25 protein-coding genes and 1 other annotated feature are annotated in these 23,079 nt (G+C 41.7%); of the genes, 23 read left to right on the top strand and 2 right to left on the bottom strand.

The genetic code is table 11. The features are described from left to right. Positions 1-32: 32 nt before the first annotated feature. Together NT111_01205 and NT111_01200 are read left to right on the top strand one after the other, a co-directional pair. Entirely contained in the window at positions 33-599 is a 567-nt protein-coding gene (locus NT111_01205; GenBank protein ID MCX6804622.1) for a nucleoside monophosphate kinase, read from the top strand. 22 nt (positions 600-621) lie between these two features. Then, the gene (locus NT111_01200; protein MCX6804621.1) at positions 622-1,461 is read left to right on the top strand and encodes a hypothetical protein; all 840 of its coding nucleotides are present in this window, start codon (positions 622-624) and stop codon (positions 1,459-1,461) included. Between the two features lie 21 nt (positions 1,462-1,482). Here NT111_01200 and NT111_01195 read toward each other — a convergent pair whose 3' ends face one another. After that, positions 1,483-3,516, bottom strand: coding sequence for a prenyltransferase (locus tag NT111_01195; GenBank protein ID MCX6804620.1), 2,034 nt, complete (start codon positions 3,514-3,516; stop codon positions 1,483-1,485). A 260-nt stretch (positions 3,517-3,776) separates the two neighbouring features. Next, the gene (locus tag NT111_01190; GenBank protein ID MCX6804619.1) at positions 3,777-4,091 is read right to left on the bottom strand and encodes a lycopene cyclase domain-containing protein; all 315 of its coding nucleotides are present in this window, start codon (positions 4,089-4,091) and stop codon (positions 3,777-3,779) included. Positions 4,092-4,121: 30 nt separating this feature from the next. Between NT111_01190 and crtI the strand changes: the two genes are divergently transcribed. The 21 genes from crtI (at position 4,122) to NT111_01085 (ending at position 23,077) form a co-directional block, all read left to right on the top strand. Beyond that, the gene (crtI, locus tag NT111_01185; protein ID MCX6804618.1) at positions 4,122-5,621 is read left to right on the top strand and encodes a phytoene desaturase family protein; all 1,500 of its coding nucleotides are present in this window, start codon (positions 4,122-4,124) and stop codon (positions 5,619-5,621) included. A 1-nt stretch (position 5,622) separates the two neighbouring features. Further along, entirely contained in the window at positions 5,623-6,693 is a 1,071-nt protein-coding gene (locus NT111_01180) for a polyprenyl synthetase family protein (protein ID MCX6804617.1), read from the top strand. Positions 6,694-6,698: 5 nt separating this feature from the next. Continuing rightward, positions 6,699-7,538: a squalene/phytoene synthase family protein gene (locus NT111_01175; GenBank protein MCX6804616.1), complete on the top strand. Its 840-nt coding sequence runs from the start codon at positions 6,699-6,701 to the stop codon at positions 7,536-7,538. Between the two features lie 76 nt (positions 7,539-7,614). Beyond that, positions 7,615-8,841 carry a hypothetical protein gene (locus NT111_01170; protein MCX6804615.1) on the top strand — a complete coding sequence of 409 codons (1,227 nt, stop codon included), beginning with the start codon at positions 7,615-7,617 and terminating at the stop codon, positions 8,839-8,841. An 81-nt stretch (positions 8,842-8,922) separates the two neighbouring features. Further along, positions 8,923-9,114: a preprotein translocase subunit SecE gene (gene secE, locus NT111_01165; GenBank protein MCX6804614.1), complete on the top strand. Its 192-nt coding sequence runs from the start codon at positions 8,923-8,925 to the stop codon at positions 9,112-9,114. Then, the gene (gene nusG / locus NT111_01160; GenBank protein MCX6804613.1) at positions 9,114-9,647 is read left to right on the top strand and encodes a transcription termination/antitermination protein NusG; all 534 of its coding nucleotides are present in this window, start codon (positions 9,114-9,116) and stop codon (positions 9,645-9,647) included. Before secE ends, nusG begins: the two co-directional genes overlap by 1 nt. A gap of 16 nt (positions 9,648-9,663) precedes the next feature. Then, on the top strand, positions 9,664-10,092 hold the full coding sequence (rplK, locus tag NT111_01155; GenBank protein ID MCX6804612.1) for a 50S ribosomal protein L11: 429 nt from the start codon (positions 9,664-9,666) through the stop codon (positions 10,090-10,092). 63 nt (positions 10,093-10,155) lie between these two features. After that, on the top strand, positions 10,156-11,103 hold the full coding sequence (gene rplA, locus NT111_01150) for a 50S ribosomal protein L1 (GenBank protein MCX6804611.1): 948 nt from the start codon (positions 10,156-10,158) through the stop codon (positions 11,101-11,103). Between the two features lie 174 nt (positions 11,104-11,277). Beyond that, positions 11,278-12,549, top strand: a complete 1,272-nt coding sequence (locus tag NT111_01145; GenBank protein ID MCX6804610.1) for a serine hydroxymethyltransferase — start codon at positions 11,278-11,280, stop codon at positions 12,547-12,549. A 22-nt stretch (positions 12,550-12,571) separates the two neighbouring features. Further along, positions 12,572-12,705: a sequence feature (ribosomal protein L10 leader region), on the top strand. Positions 12,706-12,740: 35 nt separating this feature from the next. Further along, positions 12,741-13,271 (top strand): 50S ribosomal protein L10, encoded by a 531-nt coding sequence (gene rplJ / locus NT111_01140; protein MCX6804609.1) that lies wholly within the window; start codon positions 12,741-12,743, stop codon positions 13,269-13,271. 1 nt (position 13,272) lies between these two features. Then, positions 13,273-13,728, top strand: a complete 456-nt coding sequence (rplL, locus tag NT111_01135; protein MCX6804608.1) for a 50S ribosomal protein L7/L12 — start codon at positions 13,273-13,275, stop codon at positions 13,726-13,728. Between the two features lie 112 nt (positions 13,729-13,840). Then, positions 13,841-14,383: a hypothetical protein gene (locus tag NT111_01130; protein MCX6804607.1), complete on the top strand. Its 543-nt coding sequence runs from the start codon at positions 13,841-13,843 to the stop codon at positions 14,381-14,383. 58 nt (positions 14,384-14,441) lie between these two features. Then, positions 14,442-15,884 (top strand): DNA polymerase III subunit gamma/tau, encoded by a 1,443-nt coding sequence (gene dnaX / locus NT111_01125; GenBank protein MCX6804606.1) that lies wholly within the window; start codon positions 14,442-14,444, stop codon positions 15,882-15,884. Continuing rightward, complete coding sequence (gene dnaB, locus NT111_01120) at positions 15,877-17,235, top strand: replicative DNA helicase (GenBank protein MCX6804605.1); 1,359 nt, start codon at positions 15,877-15,879, stop codon at positions 17,233-17,235. Before dnaX ends, dnaB begins: the two co-directional genes overlap by 8 nt. Positions 17,236-17,281: 46 nt before the next feature. Further along, positions 17,282-17,821: a GtrA family protein gene (locus NT111_01115; GenBank protein ID MCX6804604.1), complete on the top strand. Its 540-nt coding sequence runs from the start codon at positions 17,282-17,284 to the stop codon at positions 17,819-17,821. Next, complete coding sequence (locus NT111_01110) at positions 17,811-19,376, top strand: glycosyltransferase family 39 protein (GenBank protein ID MCX6804603.1); 1,566 nt, start codon at positions 17,811-17,813, stop codon at positions 19,374-19,376. Before NT111_01115 ends, NT111_01110 begins: the two co-directional genes overlap by 11 nt. Continuing rightward, positions 19,373-20,113: a glycosyltransferase gene (locus NT111_01105; GenBank protein ID MCX6804602.1), complete on the top strand. Its 741-nt coding sequence runs from the start codon at positions 19,373-19,375 to the stop codon at positions 20,111-20,113. Before NT111_01110 ends, NT111_01105 begins: the two co-directional genes overlap by 4 nt. 133 nt (positions 20,114-20,246) lie before the next feature. Further along, entirely contained in the window at positions 20,247-21,587 is a 1,341-nt protein-coding gene (locus tag NT111_01100; GenBank protein ID MCX6804601.1) for a glycosyltransferase family 39 protein, read from the top strand. Between the two features lie 33 nt (positions 21,588-21,620). Further along, positions 21,621-21,929, top strand: a complete 309-nt coding sequence (locus NT111_01095; GenBank protein ID MCX6804600.1) for a YbaB/EbfC family nucleoid-associated protein — start codon at positions 21,621-21,623, stop codon at positions 21,927-21,929. A gap of 7 nt (positions 21,930-21,936) precedes the next feature. Continuing rightward, entirely contained in the window at positions 21,937-22,536 is a 600-nt protein-coding gene (recR, locus tag NT111_01090; GenBank protein MCX6804599.1) for a recombination mediator RecR, read from the top strand. A gap of 1 nt (position 22,537) precedes the next feature. Beyond that, on the top strand, positions 22,538-23,077 hold the full coding sequence (locus tag NT111_01085; protein MCX6804598.1) for a 3'-5' exonuclease: 540 nt from the start codon (positions 22,538-22,540) through the stop codon (positions 23,075-23,077). Positions 23,078-23,079 lie beyond the last annotated feature (2 nt).

Here is a 23,079-nt window from a genome sequence, read left to right as displayed (position 1 = left end):
AGAATAAGCCAAAATAGGATAGTATATAGCTAATGAGTAAAATACTGATTTTAGTAGGACAGGCTGGTAGTGGTAAGGATACTGCTGCTGACTATATTTGTAAGAAATATGGATACAAGCATATCTCTACTGCGGATATCCTAAGAGATTATATTAAAAAAAATATGTTAGGGGATCTTACCCGGCAAAATATGCATAAAGTCGCCACTAAGCTCAGGGATGAACAAGGAAATGATGTTTTGGTGCGCTGGGCTCTAGAAGGAGCCGGCACTCAAAAAATATTATTAAGTGCATTAAGGCACCCAGAAGAAGCCGATTATGCCATCGCCAAAGGCGGGAAGGTAATAAGCACTGTAGCTTCTGCAGAATCTCGCTACAAAAGATCCTTACTGCGCAATAGAATTGGCGACAAAATTGATTTCGACACATTTAAGCAGCTGGAAATTAATGAAAATAAAAATGCCCACTTTGATGTCTCGGCAATCCAGGATCGTGCAGACTACACATTGCACAACAATGCTGGTTATAAGTCTTTCTACAACCAAATAGAATTTGTTATGTTATCTCTAGCCGAGGATCATAATGAGATGCTAAAATAATCTACATAATGTCAACTTTGTTTTGTCACTAATCAATAGAATATTACAGGCAGTGGTCTGCCTGAGCTTTTTACTTTTAGTCTTTGCCATGTCTCTAGTGGGGACATTTTCCTCCAACCAAAGGCTAACACAAGTATTGGCCGGCTCAGGATTTTATAACACTGCCGCCAAGAGCTTGAGCTCCTTGCTCATTAGCCAATTAAGCGGCAATGAGGCAATTGTGGGTCTTGCAAAGAACGGAATCGGCCAAGCAGTAACCCCAGAAGTTGTAAAGTCTACTTTGCAGCCAAGCCAGATATCTATATTGGAGTGGCTTAATTCGCCTAATGGCCCTATAGCTTTGCAATTAGATCTAGTGCAGCTGAGGTCAAAGGCACTTTCTGGCATAGACGACCCAAGAGCTAAATTCGAGATTACCAAAATTATTCCAGACAGCATTTCGCTGATCGCACCAGATAGCGAGGACAAGACACTATTAGATAGATTGCAGTATGCCAAACTAATCTATACTACGGCGAGCCAAGCTATACCTTTTTTGTGGGTGACTATTTCTATTTCGATACTATCGCTGGTAATAGTTAATATTCGCAAGGGCAGTAGAAAAATAACTAGCCCTGCTTATTCACTTGCATTTGGCTCTATCATCGGGCTGGTAATGGCTTTTTCGGCTAATTTATTAAGTGCGAATAATCTATTAATCTCTTCGGACCCTTCCCGACTAATGGACCCTTTAGCTCTGGGTAGGGTAATAGTATTTTTGCTATCTCAGACTTTGCCAGTATTTATAGCAGTCGGGCTAGCATCCGTATTGGCTATAATTATAGCCAAAGTAGTGTTTAGGGCAAGCGATAGAGCGCTTTAGGGAAGCAAGCAAAAGATCAGGCTATAGTTCGTAGCGGCTTTTCCAGCTGTGCTTTCTTAGCTCATAATAGAGCATCGATGTGAAAAGTTGCAGCAAAATCGCAAGACAGCCTAATGGGTAAAGCAGAGCACCAGAAATGCTCTGCTTGGATTTGACCATTACTACTAGCCTATTGAATAGCAGTAGAGCACAACCTATCGCCAAAAGTATTGTGCCATCATATATCCCTGCTAGCATCAAGGCGCTTAATAAGAATATTGGGAATGAAATAATGAAAATACCACCCGAAATAAGAGCAACAGTAAGGGGCATATTGAAGTGTAGGCTAGGATACAGTTTTTGTTGGTTGTAGGCAGCTAAACTCACTAGCCCAGATCTATTCTGGCTAACTGCCAAGTCGCTAGCACAATAGAATTTAGTGTTTAGCCCGATTTGGTTGGCTTTATTGGCTATATCGAGGTCCTCAAGGGGGCTGTTTTTGGTTAATTCAAACCCACCAACTTTTTTAAGCGGAGACTTCTTAAAAGCAATTAAATTACTATAAGCCGTGGCTAGTTTTGGGTGGTTTTTGGTGATGTATGCAGAAGGGTAGAGTCCTAATAGCAAATAGTGTTCCTGGCTCATTAAAAGTTGCTGCCATAATGATTCATTTTGATCAGCCGGCAATAATGATACTAGATCTAGATCGCTAGAGTCGAACATGCTGGCAATTACCGAAAGGGTGTTGGGTAGCAGAATAGTATCTGGGCTTATTAATACATTTATATCCGATTTAGATTTTTTAAATAATACATTGCTAGCCCAGGCCGCCTGACTCCAGCCGGCTGGAGTTCTGCCAGCGTCAACGATTTGTAGCCTTTTATCCTGGTAGCCTTCAGCGATCTTCCTGGAGCGCGGGTCATTATCTAGGTTGGCGTAGTAAATATCAAAGTGAGGGTAGTTTTGGCCTATCAGAGCAAGGAGCGTGGAGGCGATATTATCCTTGTTGCCGGTGGAGTGGAGTAGTATATCTATATGCGGCAGATCATTGAGGCGTTTAGTCTTGGGACGAGTGAATTTCTTGTAATTGTACAGAGTAAGGGATAGTTGAGCCAAGCCAATAATAATAATAAAGACTCCCAGCAAAGCTATCCTGCTTAGCCCCAGCCCTAATGGGTCAAAGACGAACAGTAACAGTTGACTTAGCCAGAAACCACACAGCAGGTTTAACCATAGAAAGTTTTTCCAGGCCCTATTGTATTCACCACTCTTAGCATCTGATTTGAATCTGCTAAAGAACAGAACATTTAATGGGTAAAGGGAAAGTATAATTCCTACAGCTATTCCCCATGGGAAATAGAATATGACGGGTATGATACAGCTCACGGTATAAAGAATAATGCTATACCTATTTGTAAACTTTGACCCCAGCTTGGTTGCGATCGACTCTATACCGCCTGCCCTATCGGGCTTAATGTCCTGGATAGCTCCTAGGGCCTGCGAGGCAGCTCCCCACAAAAAGAAAGATATTATCGCTGGCCAAGGAAGGCTGGTGGCACCTGCATAAACCAAGCCAAAAACTAAAGGCATCACAAAGTGCAAGCTAGAATTTATCGAATCTAGAATTGGCACCTCTTTAAATCTGAATGGCTTAGCGGAATAGCTAAATGCAAAAAATATGATTAGGGCCAGTATTGAGCCACTAAGTATGCTGCCAGTGGCCATTAGGTATATTAAAATAGGTATATTCGTAGCTATTATAAGAGCGAACATCAGATTATGTTTGCTCTTGTCGACCAGGCCACCCTCTATAGAATTTTTTCGAGGATTTTTTATATCTGATTCATAATCAAATATATCATTCACTCCATATAATAAAAAATTGTAGAAGAAGCAAAAGTAAACCGCACCTACCACGCAGGGGAGATTGATCGAGCCATTGGCAATCGTATAGCCTACAAAGAAAGGACCGACAGTGTTAACCCAGCTAAATGGCCTAGAACTGGCTAAAACTTCTCGAATAGAAAGCTGATGATTATTTTTTATTAGAACTACTTTCGTTAATAAACTTTTCAAACAAAGCTGGCAGAATCATTAAGACCGCCAATAAATATCCTATGTCCTCAATAGGGAATGTTAGGACTCTAATATTTAGAGTTGAAGCCGTATTATACACCACTATAGGCAGGCTCGTGAGTATGGTGTTAAAAAACAGCATAGCAACAAAACTTACAAGCCCGGTGTATAGTAGTGCTTTGCTAAGCGTTACTTTTAATTTGTAAATAAATATAATACCAGTCGACAGCGCTAAACATAATATAATCAAGCCACTATATTTAAACATTTTTAAGTCTCGACGATATTATCCGATTGATAGATAGCGTGAAATAGCAAAGAAGAAATAAAAAAAAGAATTCCTCCAGCGGCAGGTTTTCGCTGCCAATAAAAATGCCAGTCACATAATCTGGATTAGTGCTGAATATATCTAAATTTATTCCTATCACATCAATAACTAAAAGCAGCGTCATCACTATGGCGATGCTCTTGGCGGCCGATTTATAATCTAAAAAAAATACTAACTTATAGCGGGCGTCAATTATACCCATCCCCGCTATGCTAAATAAAAGTATGGCTAAATATGCATTATTCACAGTATTATTATATTATATATTCACTAAATAATGAAAAATAATAAACTCAAAAGTGTAATTATAGTTGGCGGCGGCATAGGCGGGATGTGTGCGGCTGCTCGTTTGCTTAAAAATGGCTACGAAGTCACTATTGTCGAAAAGGAAGATAAAATTGGCGGCCGAGCACACCGTATTGAGAAAAGTGGCTACACTTTTGACATGGGGCCGACCCTTCTCATGATGACCGATACCCTCTATGAGACCTTCAGCTACTGTGGTAAAAATTTCGATGACTATATCGAGTTGTTACAGCTAGAGCCAAACTATCAAGTTGCATTCGCCGATAAAAGTAGAATTACTGTAAGTAGTAATTTACCAAAATTTGCAAGCGAGCTGTCCAAGTTTGACCCTAAAGGCCCAGAGCAGTTTTATAAATTTTTCGGCGATGTATCGGAGATATATAGAATCGCTAGGGCTAACTTTATAGATAAAAACTTTAGCAATATTACCGACTTCATCAGCCCCGTAAGTGGTGCCCAATTATTCAAAAAGAGAGGCTTATCTAAGCTCTATAAATTTGTCTCGCGTTATTTCAAAGATGAGCGCCTTAGGCAATTATTTAGTTTTCAAAGTATGTATTTGGGTGTTAGTCCGCACGAGGCACCAGCGGTTTATAGCGTGGTGAGCTATATGGAAACAGGATTGGGTATTTGGTATCCAAAGGGTGGCATGTACTCACTATCTTTGGCTATTGAAAAGCTGGTCAAAGATTTAGGGGGTAAAATAATTACCTCGACACCGGTAGAAGAAATAATTATAGAAAACAAAACCGCAGTCGGTATTAGGACAAATAAGAACAAAAAACTTTATGCGGATACAATTGTAGCCAATGCTGATTTAGTATATTCTCAGATGAAATTGATTGATGAAAAAGATCGACCTTCGACTCCTAATACAAAACTCGAATCATATAAGCAGGCAAGCTCAGCCTTACTATTCTATTGGGGTGTAGATGATAGCTGCGAGGGCATGCTTCATCATAATGTATATCTCTGTAAAGACTTTAAAAATAATCTTGATGAAATATTCCATCAGAAAAAACTTCCTAAGGATCCTTCGTTTTATACTTATATTCCTACCAAGACTGACCCAAGCTTGGCACCAAAAGGAAAGAGTGTATTCTATGTACTGGTGCCGGTTCCGAATCTTGATTCAAAGGTGCAATGGCAGTCTGGCATAAAACGCCTTAGAAAGCAGGTACTATCAAGGCTAAAGACGGAGTTTGATTTGGATATTGAGAAAAAAATAAAAGTGGAATCTATTTTTACGCCAGAAGATTTCAGAGACAAATATAATTTGCACATCGGATCTGCTTTTGGTCTGAGCCATCACTTTTTGCAGTCTGGCTATTTTAGGCCACACAATAAAAGTAAGGATATAAAGAACCTTTATTTTGTCGGTGCGAGCACCTATCCTGGAGGCGGCATACCGATGGTGACCCTTAGTGCTAAGCTAGTCATGGAAAGGATTTTGAAGGATACTAAGGCGTAGTATGGAAAAATTTATTGCATTAAACAAGTTTGTTAAATCAGAGGTAGATGGTAGATTATCTGATTTCTATGATCTTAAAATAGCCGAGGCTAGTAAGATTGATCCAGTCTATGCCAAGCTGCTGCTGGATATGAAGAAGTTCATTCTCAGAGGCGGCAAGAGACTCAGGCCAACCTTAATGGTACTAGGCTATAGGGCTGCCGGCGGCAAAGAAATAGCTAAGGCCCTGGATGCATCTGTATCGTTAGAAATTTTTCATAACTTCGTACTTATCCATGATGATATTATGGACGGCGATACCACACGCTACGGCGGCGCAAATATTACGGGAGTATATGAAAAAAGGTTCAAGAAGCTGCTAGATGATAAACCTGCTAGGAAAACTGCCGAGTCCATCGCTATTTTAGCAGGGGAGCTAAATGAGTTCTTTACATTTGAAGTGCTAACCAGCCTCGACCTCGACCCCAAGCTGGTGTTCGAAATGATGAAGCATTTCCAAAAAACACTTTTCGATACCGGAGCAGGGCAGCAATTAGATGTCATGGCGGGTCTTAGAGGAGATTTGAATCTAAGTAAAATAGAAAAGGTGAATTTTTATAAAACTGCTCAATATACTATTACATATCCCATGCAACTAGGCATTGTCGCCGCCGGGGGAAATAGTAAGCTTTTTAAGCTCTTTGCTGAGTTTGGCTCTGAATTAGGCAAAGCTTTCCAGCTCGCAGACGACCTCCTTGGCATGTTTGGCTCAAGTCGACAAACAGGTAAGCCAGTCGGCTCAGATATTCGCGAAGGTAAACAAACGCTACTGATGTATTATGCTAAAAAGCTATCATCTCCACTGCAATGGAAGGCCATTGAGACTAGGCTGGGCAAGACGGATATAAATATTCATGACACCAAGATAGTCCGAGTTATTCTCGAGGAATGTGGTGCACGGGCTAAGGTCACTGTTGCGGCAGATGATCATCTTAAAAAGTCCTTATTAATATTGGATAGGATGAACCTAGATACTGAGCTCGAAGATCTTTTAAGAAATCTCGCCTCATACTGTGTGGCTAGGAAAAAGTAGTAGCAGTGATTAATATTGGCCTATATAACCAAATAAGCATTCGCTTAAGTCGAGACATCACCTTCTCTTATTCAAGCTCATTCTCATCTGCAACTAAGCTCCTTAGCCCCAAAGTGGCAGACTCAATAGTGTCTATTTACGGGTTTGTTAGAATAGCAGACGAGGTCGTGGATACATGGCGGCCTAAGGAAATGGCTGAATATCTCGATGAGCTAACAGCTGACACCAAAAGAGCCTTAAAGACGGGTTTTAGCATTAACCCAATTGTCCATAGTTTTTGCTTGGTTGTTCGTGAGTACGGTATACCCATGGATTTGATCGACTCATTCATGGATAGCATGCGCATGGATATTAAAAAGAAGCGGTATTCTCTAGAAGAGTACAGTGATTATATATATGGCTCAGCTGAAGCTGTGGGCCTAATGTGCTTAATGGTATTTGTGGCCGGTGATAAGAAAAAGTTTAGGGAGTTAAAGCCATCTGCCAGAGCACTGGGCTCTGCATTCCAAAAGATAAATTTCCTAAGAGATATCTCCGATGATTCTGGTAATCTTGGCCGATTATATTTTCCTGGCAAATCTTCAAAGAACCTAACCCAGCAAGATATCACTGACATCACAGAAGATATAAATAAGGATCTAAAAATAGCCAGTGGAGCTATAAAGTCCCTACCTAAGTCTAGCCGATATGGTGTGGAGCTTGCTTATTCGTACTTCAGCGAGTTAACTAAATTGATAAATAGTAGGCCTGCCAGTGAGCTTTCAAAATCTAGAGCCAGCCTTCCTTTATTCGTAAAAATTAGAATTTTATTGTTCATAAAGATCAAAAGAAGTTTTGCGCTATAGCTCATAGGGGTTATAATTAGTAGACATAACTTTAATGGCTACACCAAAAAACATTGATATTAAAAGGGTCTCACGCATGTCGACTGTAAAAAGTCCGAAGGTTTCAGCTGCCAGGCCAGCCCCAGCTCCCAGGCCAACTCCGACTCGAGCTCCAGCTCCACCTCCCAGGCCAACTCCGACTCGAGCTCCAGCTCCCAGGCCAACTCCAACTCAAGCCCCAGCTCCCAGGCCAGCTCAATCAGGAGTTATCACTATGGTTAGTTCGGCCTGGAAGTCCGTTTTGATTGCAGACATATTCCAGCTGTCATTAGCCAGAAACTTATTAGGGGCTCGAGTTTTATTTTTCGTAATTTTGCCAATCTTGATATTTCAGTTGCGCTATTTATCAGTCTTAAAACTCGATGAGCTGCTTATAGAGCTAAAGGCTGGTGTATCGGCCCAAAATACATCCATGCTCATAGTATTAGGAGGCACCATACTTATAATTGCTCTAGTTAGTATTATTGCCGATAGCCTAATAACTCCTGCACTGTTAAGGTTCAGGTATCAGCAGCTAGATAATCGTGAGCCCAAGCTTTCTAATTCATTAAAACAATCAGCTAGCCAGATATTAGGTAGCTTTCTACAGAAGATTGTAAAAGTAATGGTATTTATGCTTATTTTAGGGTTTGCGGCTTTAACCATACTGGCTATATATGTGCTCGGCTATGGCTCTATATATCAGCAAGCTTTTCTGTGCCTATGCGCATTATTGGTGCTGATTATGATGATTGCAGCGTATTCGACCTTAAGGTTTTGGTTGATGGCTAGCGTTGCAATAGGCACCGAAACTGGAACGGCTAAATTAAGCCCCGCCTTCAAGTATACCCTCAGCCACCCTCTAGCCAGTATTAAATATGGGTTCGTATGGATGCTGCATTTGATGCTGTTTTTCGGCCTTAGCCTTGGCCTGGTAGCTATAAATGTTTATCTAATAGATACTACAACCGCCGTGAGCCTTCAGATACTTGTATTATCCTCATTCTCGACTTTTTTGTATATCCTATGGTCGGTATGGACTGCCTGGCAAGTGGGGTACTGGGCAAGAGTTGTTCGTGTTCATGGCATGAGAGCTGGCTTAGTAATGCACAACAATCGTAACCCTGGATATCTCAGTCTGCTAATTGTCGTGATGATTGCAGCAGTTATAGTGATTACTTATTTCATAGCGAGTTCAGCGGTATCGGCGGAATTAGCCTCATATCTAACACAGCTATCTAACAGCCTGCCTAGCTCTATTGATATCAAGCTGCCAAGGCCATAATGAAATTGTTGACAAAGCCCCTATTTATTAGGTAAAATACAAGAAAGGCCGCAAAGGGCTTTTTTAGATTAGATACGAATCATGCACGGATTTACAAATTACATCAAGAAATCAGTGGCCGAAATGCAAAAAGTTGTTTGGCCAACTCGAAAGCAAGCCCTTCAACTAGCTGGTTTGATAGTTGCAGTATCTATTATCCTGGGCTTAATACTCGCAGGCCTTGACGCTGCCTGGAGAACAACATTAAAGTCATTAATTTTGAGGATTCCATAATGTCTACAGTACAAAAAGATTGGTTCGTTATTCACACTTACTCTGGTTATGAAGATCAAGTTTCTGAAGCCTTGCGCCAGCGAACTGATTCTTTAGACATGAAGGATAAGATATTTGATATTATCGTGCCCAAAGAAAAGCAAATAGAAATCAAGAATGGCCACCGTAAAACAGTTGAGCGTAAGATATTCCCCGGGTATATCATGGTACAGATGGCTATCACCGAGGATTCTTGGTTCGTGGTTCGTAACACGCCTAATGTAACTGGCTTTGTAGGCACTAGTACCACGCCAACACCTCTAAGTGAAGACGAGGTCAAGTCTATTCAGCGTAGAATGGGCATTGACGAACCCAAATATGTAATAGACTTCAAGATAGGCGAAACAGTAAATATCACCGATGGCCCCTTTAAGGGCTTTGATGGTCAGGTTAATGAAATCGATGAGCAGAAGGGCAAGATTAAGGTGCTAGTTAGTATGTTCGGACGCGAAACACCAGTTGAACTCGATTCCCTGCAAGTAAAGAAGATCTAGAAAGGAACTACTAAAAATGGCAGCAGTAAAAAAAATTCAAGCTAAAGTAAAGATGGTAATTATGGGAGGTCAGGCTACACCAGCGCCTCCTGTAGGCTCGTCACTAGGTCAATACGGAGTTAACATGATGGATTTTATAAATCCTTTTAATGAGCAGACTCAAGATCGCAAGGGTCAGCCTACTCCAGTTCATGTCACTATTTATGAAGACAAGTCAATGAGCTTTGTCACCAAAGGCACCCCCGCTAAAACCCTAATAAAAGAAGCTCTAAAGCTCAAAAAGGCTTCTGGCGTTCCCAATAAGGATAAAGTTGGGAAACTAACACAAGCCCAGCTCACCGAAATAGCAGAAATAAAAATGCCAGATTTAAATGCTAATGATATAGAAGCCGCAAAAAAAATAATTGCTGGCACTGCAAGGTCTATGGGGGTAGAGGTAGAGTAAATAATAATAACCTAATCGTGGGATCTAATTAAACTTTAGAGCTTGACCACCGAAGGAGATGATATGGAAGATAGTAAAAAATCAATCAAAAAAGTTATAAAGAAAGACTTAGAGCCTAAAGAAGTAGCAGAGTTAGGTGAGTCTTCAGCTAGTGAATTAGAAAAACCCGTAAAGGTTGCTAAATCCGGTAAGAGAAGCATTAAGGCCCAAACCGAGGCCAGTGATAAAGAAGCCAAAGAGGCTAAAAAGATAGATTCTAAAAAATCCATCGAAGTACCGAAAACCAAACAAAAGCCTAGAGTTAAAAAGTACACAAAGAACCAGAAGTCTGCGCGAGATATGCTCGAAAAGGATAAGCTCTACACGCTTGCAGAGGCCATGGCTTTGCTGCCCAAGATTTCTAAGGTAAAATTTGACGCAACTGCTGAATTGCATGCAACGCTAAATATTGATCCTAGGCAGGCTGATCAGATGGTAAGAACTAATATCTCATTACCTGCAGGTACTGGCAAAACTTTGGTAGTTGCCGTGATATCTGGCGAGAATGAATCTGAGGCAGCTAAGAAGGCAGGAGCTGATTTTGTAGATGGTGAACTTATATTAAAAGAAATAGCAAAGGAAAAGTTTAATTTTGATATATTAATTGCCAGCCCAGACAAAATGAGTGAGCTAGGCAAACTTGCGAAAATACTTGGCCCAAAAGGCTTAATGCCTTCACCTAAAAATGGTACTGTAACGGCCGATCCAGCCAAGGCAGTCGATGAGTTTAAGAAGGGTAAGGTGGAAATCAAGAATGATGCCAATGGGGTTATACATGTCGCGATTGGGAAACTTAGCTTCAAGCCTGAGGATCTATATTCCAATGCCAGATCGGTAGTTAAGGCTCTTTCATCGGCTAAGCCGAGTGGAGTCAAAGGAGTGTTTATCCGAAATATATATATAACTTCTAGCATGAGCCCTAGCATCAGGCTCGACCACAACGAGGCCTTGCGTGAGGCCAGGCAGAAATAGCTCGGTCAATTATATAAAAAGCCCCACATTGGGGCTTTTTATATCCGAGTAACCCAGCAATTGATCTGCTAGTATCTGTTAGCAGGCCTAACTGATCGTAGTTTGGCGGGTAGCCATAAAAGGATACATTAATTAATTACATTTGTAAGCTAAATGGTATAATTAGGGCATATAATGAATAAAATATACAAGCTAACTGAGCAAGAAAACTCTCGTCAGCAAGCCACTATCAATTTAATAGCCTCAGAAAACTACCCAAGTCCTAAAGTTTTAGATTTGCTAGGTTCAATATGGAATGATAAATACGCCGAAGGCTACCCAGGAAAGCGATATTATGGAGGCAACATACTCGCCGATGAGCTAGAAGAGTTTGTACAGCAAAAGTCTCTTGAGGTGTTTGATTCAACTGGTGAGTATGGCGTAAATGTCCAAGTACTGTCTGGTAGCCCAGCAAATGCCATGGTATTTTTAACTGTTCTTGAGCCTGGCGATACAGTACTTAGCCTGGACTTAGCCAGCGGTGGCCACCTCAGCCATCTTCACTCGTCTAGCAGCTATCTAAAGTTCTTCAACCACCAATCATACTACCTCACGCCTAGCCCCCAGGGCTTTGTTTTGGATCTAGCCGAGCTTAAGCGCAAAATTATTAAGTATAAGCCAAGGTTATTGGTCGTTGGGTTTTCGGCCTATCCACAAAAGTATGAGTTTACAGAAATATGCAGCCTGGCTCATGGTAATGGCTGCCTTGTATTGGCAGATATTGCTCACATTTCAGGATTAGTCGCCACCGGTGAGCACAGCAGCCCATTTAATCCTGATGGCAGTGGGGCGGACTTCGTGACAACAACCACGCACAAGACACTGCGTGGACCGCGCTCAGCGTTACTTTTTGCTAAAAAGCAGTACATGCCAGCGATCAATAAGACTGTTTTTCCTGGAACCAGCGGTGGGCCGCATCTCAATCAGATAGCTGCCGTTGGCCAGGCCTTAATGGAGGTACTCGGCGAGGACGAGTACACCGACAAAGTGCCTTTTAGTAAATACATCAAATCAGTCGTAGCTAATACTGCTTCGCTAGAGCAAGGAGTACTCTCGTCTGGCATTACCGTCTCAGCCAAGAGCGAAACCCACCTTAGCTTAATTAATCTGCCCAAGGCCTCCGATAGCCTAGCAATTCAGCAAACACTTGAAGTTTCAGGTGTAATAACAAATCGTAATTCAGTGCCCGGCGACCTCAAATCAGCATGGCGGCCCAGTGGCCTGAGACTTGGCATGGCGGCCCTAACTAGTCGTGGCATAGGCATTTCCCAGTCCAGAGAGCTCGGCATGCTGATAGGCAAAGCCATTTTAGGCGATCTACAAAGTAACCAGCTCGCTACCTACACCGCCAAGCTAGCCAATGACCTTGCATGGCCATACGATAATGCGTTTAAGCGTAGTTTGTAGTTGAATATTCACCGCTAAGCTGCTATAATAATATCGATTACCAAAGACTGTAGCAGTCTAAATGACTTAATTCGCTACATGAGGTTACAAATCTAACAATAGATTTTCAAACTTTAAGGTCCTAGGTTTATTACCGGGGGCTTTTTGTTTGGTAATCATGCACATTAAATTTAAAGCATCGGAGGATGCCTATGGCAAAAACACGCAAGCAAAAAGAGGCTGATGTAAAGGTCTTAGCCGAGGCCTTCACAAGTAGCAAAATTGCCGTAATGACTGATTACCGCGGCTTAGATGTCCCGTCAATTAACGATTTGCGCAATAAGCTACGAGAGGCCGGTATCAGCTATAAGGTAAGTAAAAATACCTTAGTAAAGGTTGCTATCGCACAAACCGAACTTAAAAAAGCCGATCATTCGGTTTTTACAGGACCAATGGCAATTGCTTTTGGTCAGGATGAAGCACAAACCTGCAAAGTAATTGCAGATTTTGCTAAAACAAATGAGAACCTAGAGATCATTGGTGGCATCGATGAATCAGGGAACACAATAAGCCGTGAAAATATCTTAGCGCTAGCTAAGCTACCGAGTCGAGAGATTCTTACGGCCCAAGTAGTAGGTACAATTGCGGCTCCACTAAGTGGATTTGTAAGAGTCCTAAATGGCAATATAACTCAAGTATTGCATGTGCTAAACGCACTGCAAGTTAAGAAGGGAGAAGTATAAAATGGCAGAAGAAATTACGAAAAAAGATGAAGTTAAAGAGGAATCTGTAGCTTCAGTTGAAGAGAATAAAGAAGTACCCGCAAAGTTTAAATCACTAGTTGACCAAATCTCGGAACTAAGTGTTTTAGATTTGTCAGAATTAGTTAAGGTTTTGGAAGATCACTTTGGCGTAAGTGCTGCCGCTCCAGCTGCAGCAGCTGCGGTTGGTGGTCCAGCAGGTGGTGAAGCGGAAGTCGAAGAGGCTAAAAGTGCTTACGACATTATGCTAACTGCAACAGGCGAAAAGAAAATTGATGTAATCAAGGCAGTGCGCGAAGTATCTGGCCTAGGTCTTGCAGAAAGCAAGGCTGTGGTAGATGGTGCGCCTAAGATGATCAAAGAAGCTGTGCCTGCCAAAGAGGCAGAAGAGGCCAAGAAGAAGCTTGAAGAGGCCGGAGCGACAATTGAATTGCAGTAGTTTTTAATCTGTAAATCACAATTTAGACCCTTTGGGGTCTTTTTTGTTTGGCTTTTGTACTGTTTCTTGCTAAAATGTGTAAAAAGTAATTTATGTAAGGTAGGTTAACAAAATGATAGATAAAGATAAACAGAAAATTATGCAGAATCTAGCGACCCAAATGCAGGTCGCTCAAGATACTATTAAACAGGTAGAAGAAGAGCTTAAGAAGCTCGGCGTTAGTTCAAGTGATTTGCCTGAGCCCAAGCTTCAAGATTTAGTTCAGCCTGGCTCACAGGACTCCATTGGTAAAATAATAGAAGGCCAGTTTGATGGCCAGAATATGATTGGTCCAGATGGCAAAGTCTATCCAGTACCAGCTAATTATGCTTCTAAATCCAAGCTAGTCGAAGGAGACACTCTCAAGCTAACTATAGCTCAGGACGGTAGCTTTATATACAAGCAGATTGGTCCAGTAGAACGCAAAAAGATTATAGCCAAGATATCACTCGAGAATGGCCAATATGTTGCAGTGGTTGGCGATATAAAATATCGAGTTCTTTATGCCAGTGTCACTTATTTCAAGGCTCAGCCAGGCGATGAAGTCACAATCGTTGTGCCGGCTGGTACCAAGCCTTCTTGGGCTGCCATAGAGGCGCTTATCTCTACTATATAATAGACCTGTAAAAGGCCTAACTAATCAGCTATAATAGCTACTAAAGTAGGAGAGTGGTTTGTCTAATTTAGCTTTATATCGTAAATATAGATCTGCTGACTTCAGCGAGGTAGTTGGCCAGAAGCATGTCGTTAGTACTCTTACTAACGCTATAGCCACGGGCAAACATAGTCACGCTTATCTGCTTACGGGGCCGCGTGGTGTTGGTAAAACAAGCATTGCTAGGATTATCGCCAAGCAATTAAACGGCCTAAATAAGGAGGATTCTATATCTAGCCACCTCGATATAATAGAGATAGATGGGGCTAGTAATCGCGGCATAGATGAAATTCGAAGCCTTAGAGAGAAAGTCCAGGTTTTACCTGCCAAGCTCGAGTACAAGGTTTATATTATCGATGAAGTACACATGCTCACCACCCCTGCCTTTAATGCCCTATTAAAGACCCTCGAGGAGCCACCTGCCCATGTCGTATTTATTTTTGCCACCACCGAAGCGCACAAGCTGCCCGAGACAATTACATCCAGGACGCAAAGATTCGATTTTAAGCCAATCCTTGCTTCTGATATGACAAAGCACTTAAGATACATCGCAGACCAAGAAAATATAATAATTGAAGACAAGGCACTGGACTTGATTGCTAAGATCAGCCGGGGTGGCTTTAGGGATGCAATTAGCTTATTAGACCAAGTCTCGGCCATTAAAGGGCCAATAACGGTTAGCATAATATCGGACTTCACAGGGCTACAGGATAGCACTAAAATAAAACAGATATTTGATGCCCGAGATGCCAATCAAATCAAGGAAATGCTTTCATTCTTACAGGCGCTATACGACTCCGGCGCCGATACTTCACTGCTGGCCCAGCAGATGCTAGATAGTATTCAGAGTTATTTGCAACAAGGGGATGTGTACAGTGATGAGTTCCTACTAGGCCTCGCTGAGAACCTTCACTGGGTGCAGTCAAATATTCGTCAGTCATCATTGCCGCAGCTAGTTTTACAGGTTGGGCTAGCTAAATCGTTCATAAATTCACAGGCTAATAGCACCCAGCCCACAATGCCAATGGCTCTCGCCTCAGCCCAGGTTAATTCACACAAAGAGGTAGGTAATATTGAGGGTGCTAGCACCGCTGGCGCCCCTAAGAGTAAAACCCTAGAGCCCGAGACCAAACTAAGACCTGACAGCGAGGAGTTGTTCATTAAGTCGCTTAGTGTCATCAAGCACTACAACAATTCTTTATATGCAGTCCTGAAAGGAGCGGAGATTAGAGTCTACAAAGATAGTATTGAGGTCGTCTGTAGGTTTAGCTTTCATAAGGATAGAATCGCTGAACCACGAAATACTAGTTTAGTCGAGAAGGCCTTTACCAAGGTGTATGGTCGAAGTATGCATCTAATTATCAAGCTGGAAGCTATTAAAAAGCCCACTCAGATCGATTCTCAGGAAGAATTAGTCAGTTCAGCGATGGCGATACTGGGCGGAGAGGTAATAGATGGCTAAGAAGTTTACAGCCAAAGAGGTCCTGAGCGTCAAGGTACCGCCGCAAAACCCCCAGGCCGAAGCCAGCCTACTTGGGTCGCTACTGATGGATAAAGACGCAATAATTAAAATTGCCGATGTAGTGCATATTGACGATTTTTATGTAGATAAAAATAGTCATATATTTGAATCCATCCTTAGTCTATACGAAAAACGCGAACCGCTAGATGTAGTAACACTCTCTGAAGAGCTGGATAAGCAGGGTACACTTAAGAGTATGGGCGGCGCAAGTTACCTGACGGAGCTTGTTAATGGCGTTCCATCAGCTGCGCATGTAGTGCAGTACGCCCAGTTTGTTGCCCAAAAGGCCACTCTGCGAAGACTAATCAAGGCCTCTAGTCAAATTAACACAATGGCCTATGACGAGGATCAGCCTCTCGATAGCTTATTGGATAATGCCGAGAAAACACTTTTCGATGTCAGCCAAAAGCACCTCAGGCAAAACTTTGTGTCTATAAAGGATGTCCTAGCCGAGAGTTTTGATCGTCTCGATAGCTTGCACAAAGATAAAGAAAGTCTGCGCGGAGTTCCAACTGGATTTTCCGGGATAGATAATCTTTTGGCAGGCCTACAGAAATCCGACTTAATTATCTTAGCGGCTCGGCCTAGTATGGGCAAAACTAGCTTGGCGTTAAATATTGCCCAGAATGTCGCAACTAAAGAGGGTGTCCCAGTGGGCGTATTTAGCCTAGAGATGAGCAAGGAGCAATTGATAGACAGACTTCTCGCGTCGGAGGCCGGCATTGATAGCTGGAAGCTTAGAACGGGGAGTCTTGAAGATAAGGATTTTGAAAAACTCAATAAGGCCATGGGGGTATTGTCCGAAGCGCCGATATACATCGACGACTCTGCCATGGCAAATGTTATGGAGATGAGAACTAAAGCCCGCCGTCTTCAATCTGAGCACGATCTAGGGCTGATAGTTATAGATTATTTGCAGCTAATGAGTGGCCGTAACTCATCAGAAAATAGGGTTCAGGAGATATCCGAAATATCCCGCGGTCTTAAGGGAATGGCCCGAGAGCTAAATGTGCCTGTTATTGCCTTGTCTCAGCTTTCTAGGTCGGTTGAGCAAAGATCACCAAAGATCCCGCAGTTGTCCGATTTACGAGAATCTGGTTCTATAGAGCAGGATGCTGATGTAGTGATGTTTATATATCGCGAGGATTATTATGAGAAGGATTCTGAGAAGAAGAATATCGCGGATATTCTTATAAAAAAGCATCGTAATGGTCCAACTGGCGAAGTCGAACTATTCTTCCAGCCCGAGCAAACCCTCTTTAAGTCTATTGACCGAGGCGGCCAAAATTAATATTTAATATCCGAACAGATTGAGTTATAATAAATCCATAAGCAATATGATGAGTAACACTAAATCCAAACCTTCTAATAAACTTTCCGAGGCTGCCCAAGTTGGTAGATTTGGTCTAGTTGGCATACTTAACACCCTGGTAGATTTTACCCTGCTAAATATTCTTGCGGCCACAATACTACCCAGTACCCTTTTAATATTTAGCTTTACTCTCGCTGGCAAACAATACAATATTACTGGGGTGGTCTTGGCTGGGTTAATATCTGGAACTGCAGCAATGATTAATAGCTTCATATTCAATAAGAACTTCACCTTTAAGGCAAAAAAGCTATCTCCTGCTAAGTTAGTTTTGTTTTTTATTATTACTGCGGCTGGCCTATATTTAATTCGCCCAATAATATTTTTTGTTTTTACTGATGTCTGGATTTGGCCAGCTCAGCTAGCATACAGCATCACTAGCTACCTAAGGCTACCCTTTACTAGAGAGTTTGATATTAGAAACACCGCCCTGCTAGCAGCTGTAGCAGTTGTTCTGTTTTATAATTATCTAATGTATAAGTACTTTATATTTAATAATGAAAAATAACAAAACACTCATTTTTATAAGGAAAAATATGGTCTGGTTTTTGCTTCTGGCAATAGTCGCATTAGCTATATTTTTTAGATTCTACCAGCTAAATACACTCCCGCCAGGTTTACATCCAGATGAAGCAGCAAACGGACTAGATATATTCAAGATCCTAGAAAACCGCGACCTAAGGATTATTTATAATACTAATGGCCCCCGCGAGGCATTGTTTTTTTATTTCCAGGCTGTTTTTGTCCTAGCGATGGGAAATACAATAACAGCTCTGAGAGTTGCACCTGCACTCTTCGGAGTTCTTAGCGTAATAGTGGTATTCTTTGCCACTAAAGAGTGGTTTAATCGCCGAACAGCGCTGATCACGGCTTTCTTTTTTGCAATCAATCCGTGGGTGGTGACAATTCAACGCGATGGCTTTAGGGCTAGCCTAGTGCCATTATTCATAGCCTTAATATTACTATTTGGCGCTAAGGCCTATAAGACTAATAAAAAGATTTACTATATTCTTGCTGCAGTATCTCTAGGCTTAGGATTTTATACATACACAGCGTTCTCCATGATATTAACAGCAATCTTCGCAGGTTTTATATATATGCTAATCTTTAGAAGAAGCTGGCTAATGAGTAATTGGAAGAAGCTAATTCTTAGTATGGCTGTTTTTGGGGCAGTTATGAGCCCACTTTTGTATACCACCATCAAGGACCCTGGAGGGTCTACAGCTAGGGCAGGTGGTACCAGCTTTTTGAACAAAAACTTAAATAATGGTCAGCCAATTCAAACTCTGCTTTCTGGAACAGCAAAAACTATTTTGCAATACAATTACATAGGGGATAGTAATAATCGGCATAATTTTTCTGGCCAGCCGCTACTAAATATTTTCGTGGGCATAATGTTTATTTTGGGCCTAGTCATGTGCCTATTTAACTTTGCCAAACCTAAGTATGCATTGCTTCTGGTTGTTTTTGGATCAATGTTATTGCCATCTCTTTTGACGGCAGAAGGTTTGCCTCACGCTCTAAGATCCATAGGCACAGCCGTGCCAGTTCTAATTATGGCCGGCATGGGAGTAAATTACTTGCTTTATATGTGGTATCAGACCTTTCCTATCAATAGGCTGGCCCGAATCACAGGCTTATTCTTGGTTTGTGTGCTCATGGCCCTATCCCTGATTCAGGCATATCGGCAATACTTCGTATCGTGGGCTCAGGATGCCAAGACCTATGAAGCCTACAATGAGGGCTCAGTGGCAATCGCCAAATATTTGATCTCTACAAATAATCCCGCACGAAGTAATTATGTTATTATGGGCGGTTATGAGGCCAACACAATCGAGTATCTAACCCATAAAAAGTCTCAGTATAGTCTACTGGATACTGCCCAGCTAAGAGACCTACCAATAGCTAATACTACAAATATCCTTATAATAGTGCCAGCTGGAGCCGACCACGATAAACAGGTAGCTATTGTTAAGGCAAAATTCCCTAATGCCACAGTCAAGGATTTCTATTCAGACTTTAATGGCAAGCTACTATTTAGTGCCTGCGAGATAAATCAATGAAAGACCTAATAAGTATTGTAATACCAACCTATAATGAGCAGGGCAGGATAGGACCAACACTAGATCAGCTACACAAGTACGCTAGCAAAGAAAAGCTCAATATCGAGGTCTTGGTGGTTGATGCAAGAAGCCCAGATGACACCATCAAGGAAGTAAATGCTCATTCTAAAGTTTTTAATAAAATCAAAGTCATCGATGTTGGCCCGAAGCCTAAAGGTAAGTTTATTAAAGGCCTGCAAGTCAAAAAGGGTATGCTAGAGGCCAAGGGGCAGTATATTATTTTTATGGATGCAGATTTAGCGACACCCCTCAAATACATCAAGGAAGCTGTTAGCCTAATGCAATCCGGCAGCCAACTTGCTATATGCGTTAGGGACCTTCAAAAGAGCCATAAAGGTATCCGTAAGTTAATTTCAGGAGCTGGCAATATGTTAGTTCAGATGGTTCTACTACCAGGTATAGCCGATACCCAGTGTGGCTTCAAGGGGTTCACCAAAGAATCGGCACAATCAATATTCCCCTTACAGACGATCGATAGCTGGGGCTTTGATATGGAGGTGCTAGCGATAGCTAGAAAAAAAGGCTACACGATTGGTATTATCGATGTGCCTGATTGGCATGACATTAAGCAAGGAAGCAAAATTAGCGGTACATCACCCATAAAGGCCTCAATACAAACCTTCGGTGACTTAGCTAAGATACGCTGGCAGTTGATACGTGGTAAGTATAAAAAATAGTTTTAATAAATTTTCCAAGACGCTAAATAGGCATTGGCTATTGGTTCTAGTCTTAATTATCATTTTAGCTGTAGTTACTAGAGCCTTCGGCATTACTAAATCAAGCATATGGCACGATGAAGGATTCAGTATTATGCTCTCTAGTAAAGATTGGCTCGGTGTTTGGCTCGGCTCGGCCAGGGATGTACACCCGCCACTGTATTACGAGCTCTTGCATGGTTGGGGTTTGTTATTTGGCAGTTCAGCTCTGGCTTTACGGTCACTTAGTGCTGTATTTGGCGTGGTTGTTGTAGGGTTAGGCTACTTTATTGTGTTGAAGGTAGGTAAAAAGCACAATGTAGCTGCGCTGGCAGGCTTTATTTTAGCCCTCAACCCATTTCTAATTCGCTATAGCCAGGAAGCTAGGATGTATGGCGTGCTAGGAGTATTTCTGCTTGTAGCGATGCTGGGTGTTATATATATAACCCAAAATCAAAAAGATTGGAGGGGTTATATCATATATGTAGCTGGCATCACGGCTGGCCTTTATACGCATTATTTTACCGCACTCGTAGTGATTAGCTTCTGGATTTATGTAGTGGCTATATTCATGCAAACAGGTAGCAAAAAGATTTCCATATTAACTAATTGGCGATGGTGGCTAGCTAATCTTGCGGCAGTAATACTTTTTATGCCATGGGTGCCAAATATGCTGAGCCAACTAACTAGGGGGCAGGGCCTTGGCTGGTTATCTAGGGCGTCAGCCATGACTCTTAACGATACCATATGGCAGTTTACTACATTTACCGATGGCCGTGCTTTATGGCCAGTATTGTACTGGGTAGTTCCTGTTATTTTGCTTGTTGTAATAGTAGCTCATACCATAAATGACAAAACAAAAGCCCACTTCTCTAGGCTTATATTACTCTTTAGCTTTTTCCCCATACTATTTGCACTTTCAATATCTTTCTTTAGGCCAATCTACCATGAGCGGTATTTTGTGTTTGCGGCCATTGGATTATGCATGCTATTGGCTCTGGCGATATCTGAGATTAACGCCAAAAATAAAATCCTAGCAGCACTACTACTATTTATTGTGGTGAGTTCTCAGCTGGTTGGAATTAGAAATGTTAATTCACAGTCTAATCATCAAATGAGCACCGTAATGAGTGGCCTTGAGAGTAGCTTCAAGCCTGATGACAAGCTTATCGCCGGAGAATTGTATGTCTATTTTGATAGTAGCTATTACAACAGAACTGGCTTAGATATATTTCTATACACAAAGCAGGGTAGGCCGAACGGCTATGGTGAATCTGGCTTGATATATGATAAGGGCATCTACTTAGACTCTTATAATGACATCCAGTCGGGAAGAGTATGGGTTATAGGCAAGACAGGGCAGCATGATTATTACGATCAGGTCCCATCTAGCTGGAAGCTGGTTAGTACTTTTTCGGCTGGATATAGCGAAGCTAGGCTATATCAGATACAATAGTATTGTTGTAACTTCAATAAAAGGAGAAATATTATGTCGATGATGGAAAAAGCCAAATTGGCCCAGAAAGCCTTAAAATTACAAAAAGAGCTCAAAAGAATGCAAATCGTGGCAGAGGCAGGCGAAGGTGATGTCACAGTTACGGCTGGCCTAGCGATTAGTCAATCCAGTATGAATGTCGAGATTAAGAGTATAGAGATTAAGCCTGAAGCCAGTGAAGACCTTGAAAGGCTGTCATCTTTGATCATCGCAGCAGTTAACCAGGCAAATAAGGACCTTATGAGTGAGGCTACAGAGAAAATGCAAGAGATTGCTGGTAGCATGAATCTTCCTGGCATGTAGTAAACTCATGCAGATTCTCCCAGATAATATTACTAATCTAATAGATGAGTTTTCTAAGTTGCCATCGATTGGCGCAAAGTCTGCCGAGCGAATGGTTTTTTATTTACTCGCCAACGGTGATAGCGAGCAATTCGGCAGGGTAGTGCTAGAGCTCAAGAAAGGTCTCCAAAGGTGTCATACCTGCAAGAATTATGCCTCGGGTGATTTATGCCCTATATGCTCAAGCACCAGCAGGACAGCCGATCTTATAGCTGTAGTATCTAGCCCAATGGATATAGTAGCGCTAGAGAGAACGGGCTTATTTAGAGGCCAATATCATATACTACATGGCGTAATAAGCCCTATTGACGGTATCGGACCAGATGATTTGGAAATCCAAAGTCTTATAGATAGAGTCTCGTTAGTAGAGCCCGAAGAAATCATCCTTGCCACCAACCCTAATATTGAAGGTGAGACTACTTCAATTTACATATCGCGCAAGCTTATAGATCAGGGCTATACTGGCAAAATTAGCAAGCTAGCTCATGGATTGCCGATTGGTGGGGATTTAGAGTACGCCGATCAGCTGACATTGAGTAGGGCATTAGACAATAGGCAGGCCTTTTAGGATGCGAGGCTTTTCTAAAGACATACTTTTAATCGACTTCGAAACCACCGGACTGGATCTCAAAAAGTCCTTGCCAATCCAGCTTGGGGCAGTACTGCTAGATAAACAAAGCCTGAAAGAAAAAGATAGTTTCCTAAGCTACATCAAGCAAGATGTTTCAAATATGCCCAAGGAGTCATTTGATGTACATGGAATTACACAGGGTATTTTAAATAGTGCTCCTATGGAGGAGGATGTAATTGAGATATTTTTAAGCAAATTTGGAACAGAAATATATCTAGCAAGCTGGAATGAAATGCTAGACCACACCATGCTTTCTAAAATGCTGAATTCGGTAGGTAAGGATATATATGAGCACGATTATCATTATTTAGATATTTGGAGCCTGGCATATATGCATATGGTTAAAAAAGGACGCGGTGATATTATAAGAAGTGAAGCTACATTTGAATATTTTGGACTGCCAACGCGAGGGCGGCATGATGCGCTTGAAGACTGCAGGCATACTGCAGAAGTATTAAGAAAGGTATATAATAGTTAATA

Source organism: Patescibacteria group bacterium (assembly GCA_026397045.1).
Classification (GTDB): Bacteria; Patescibacteriota; Saccharimonadia; order CAILAD01; family BJGX01; genus JAPLVO01.
This window is presented reverse-complemented; position numbering and strand designations above follow the sequence as displayed.

Bases quoted from the DNA above. Each gene is read 5' to 3' on its own strand.
- nusG (MCX6804613.1), top strand. From the start codon at position 9,114: ATGTCTACAGTACAAAAAGATTGGTTCGTTATTCACACTTACTCTGGT.
- NT111_01205 (MCX6804622.1), top strand. From the start codon at position 33: ATGAGTAAAATACTGATTTTAGTAGGACAGGCTGGTAGTGGTAAGGAT.
- secE (MCX6804614.1), top strand. From the start codon at position 8,923: ATGCACGGATTTACAAATTACATCAAGAAATCAGTGGCCGAAATGCAA.
- NT111_01105 (MCX6804602.1), top strand. From the start codon at position 19,373: ATGAAAGACCTAATAAGTATTGTAATACCAACCTATAATGAGCAGGGC.
- NT111_01110 (MCX6804603.1), top strand. From the start codon at position 17,811: ATGAAAAATAACAAAACACTCATTTTTATAAGGAAAAATATGGTCTGG.
- rplK (MCX6804612.1), top strand. From the start codon at position 9,664: ATGGCAGCAGTAAAAAAAATTCAAGCTAAAGTAAAGATGGTAATTATG.
- NT111_01095 (MCX6804600.1), top strand. From the start codon at position 21,621: ATGTCGATGATGGAAAAAGCCAAATTGGCCCAGAAAGCCTTAAAATTA.
- NT111_01130 (MCX6804607.1), top strand. From the start codon at position 13,841: ATGATAGATAAAGATAAACAGAAAATTATGCAGAATCTAGCGACCCAA.
- NT111_01085 (MCX6804598.1), top strand. From the start codon at position 22,538: ATGCGAGGCTTTTCTAAAGACATACTTTTAATCGACTTCGAAACCACC.
- dnaB (MCX6804605.1), top strand. From the start codon at position 15,877: ATGGCTAAGAAGTTTACAGCCAAAGAGGTCCTGAGCGTCAAGGTACCG.
- rplJ (MCX6804609.1), top strand. From the start codon at position 12,741: ATGGCAAAAACACGCAAGCAAAAAGAGGCTGATGTAAAGGTCTTAGCC.
- recR (MCX6804599.1), top strand. From the start codon at position 21,937: ATGCAGATTCTCCCAGATAATATTACTAATCTAATAGATGAGTTTTCT.
- NT111_01115 (MCX6804604.1), top strand. From the start codon at position 17,282: ATGATGAGTAACACTAAATCCAAACCTTCTAATAAACTTTCCGAGGCT.
- NT111_01145 (MCX6804610.1), top strand. From the start codon at position 11,278: ATGAATAAAATATACAAGCTAACTGAGCAAGAAAACTCTCGTCAGCAA.
- NT111_01180 (MCX6804617.1), top strand. From the start codon at position 5,623: ATGGAAAAATTTATTGCATTAAACAAGTTTGTTAAATCAGAGGTAGAT.
- NT111_01100 (MCX6804601.1), top strand. From the start codon at position 20,247: ATGCTCTCTAGTAAAGATTGGCTCGGTGTTTGGCTCGGCTCGGCCAGG.
- NT111_01170 (MCX6804615.1), top strand. From the start codon at position 7,615: ATGTCGACTGTAAAAAGTCCGAAGGTTTCAGCTGCCAGGCCAGCCCCA.
- crtI (MCX6804618.1), top strand. From the start codon at position 4,122: ATGAAAAATAATAAACTCAAAAGTGTAATTATAGTTGGCGGCGGCATA.
- rplA (MCX6804611.1), top strand. From the start codon at position 10,156: ATGGAAGATAGTAAAAAATCAATCAAAAAAGTTATAAAGAAAGACTTA.
- rplL (MCX6804608.1), top strand. From the start codon at position 13,273: ATGGCAGAAGAAATTACGAAAAAAGATGAAGTTAAAGAGGAATCTGTA.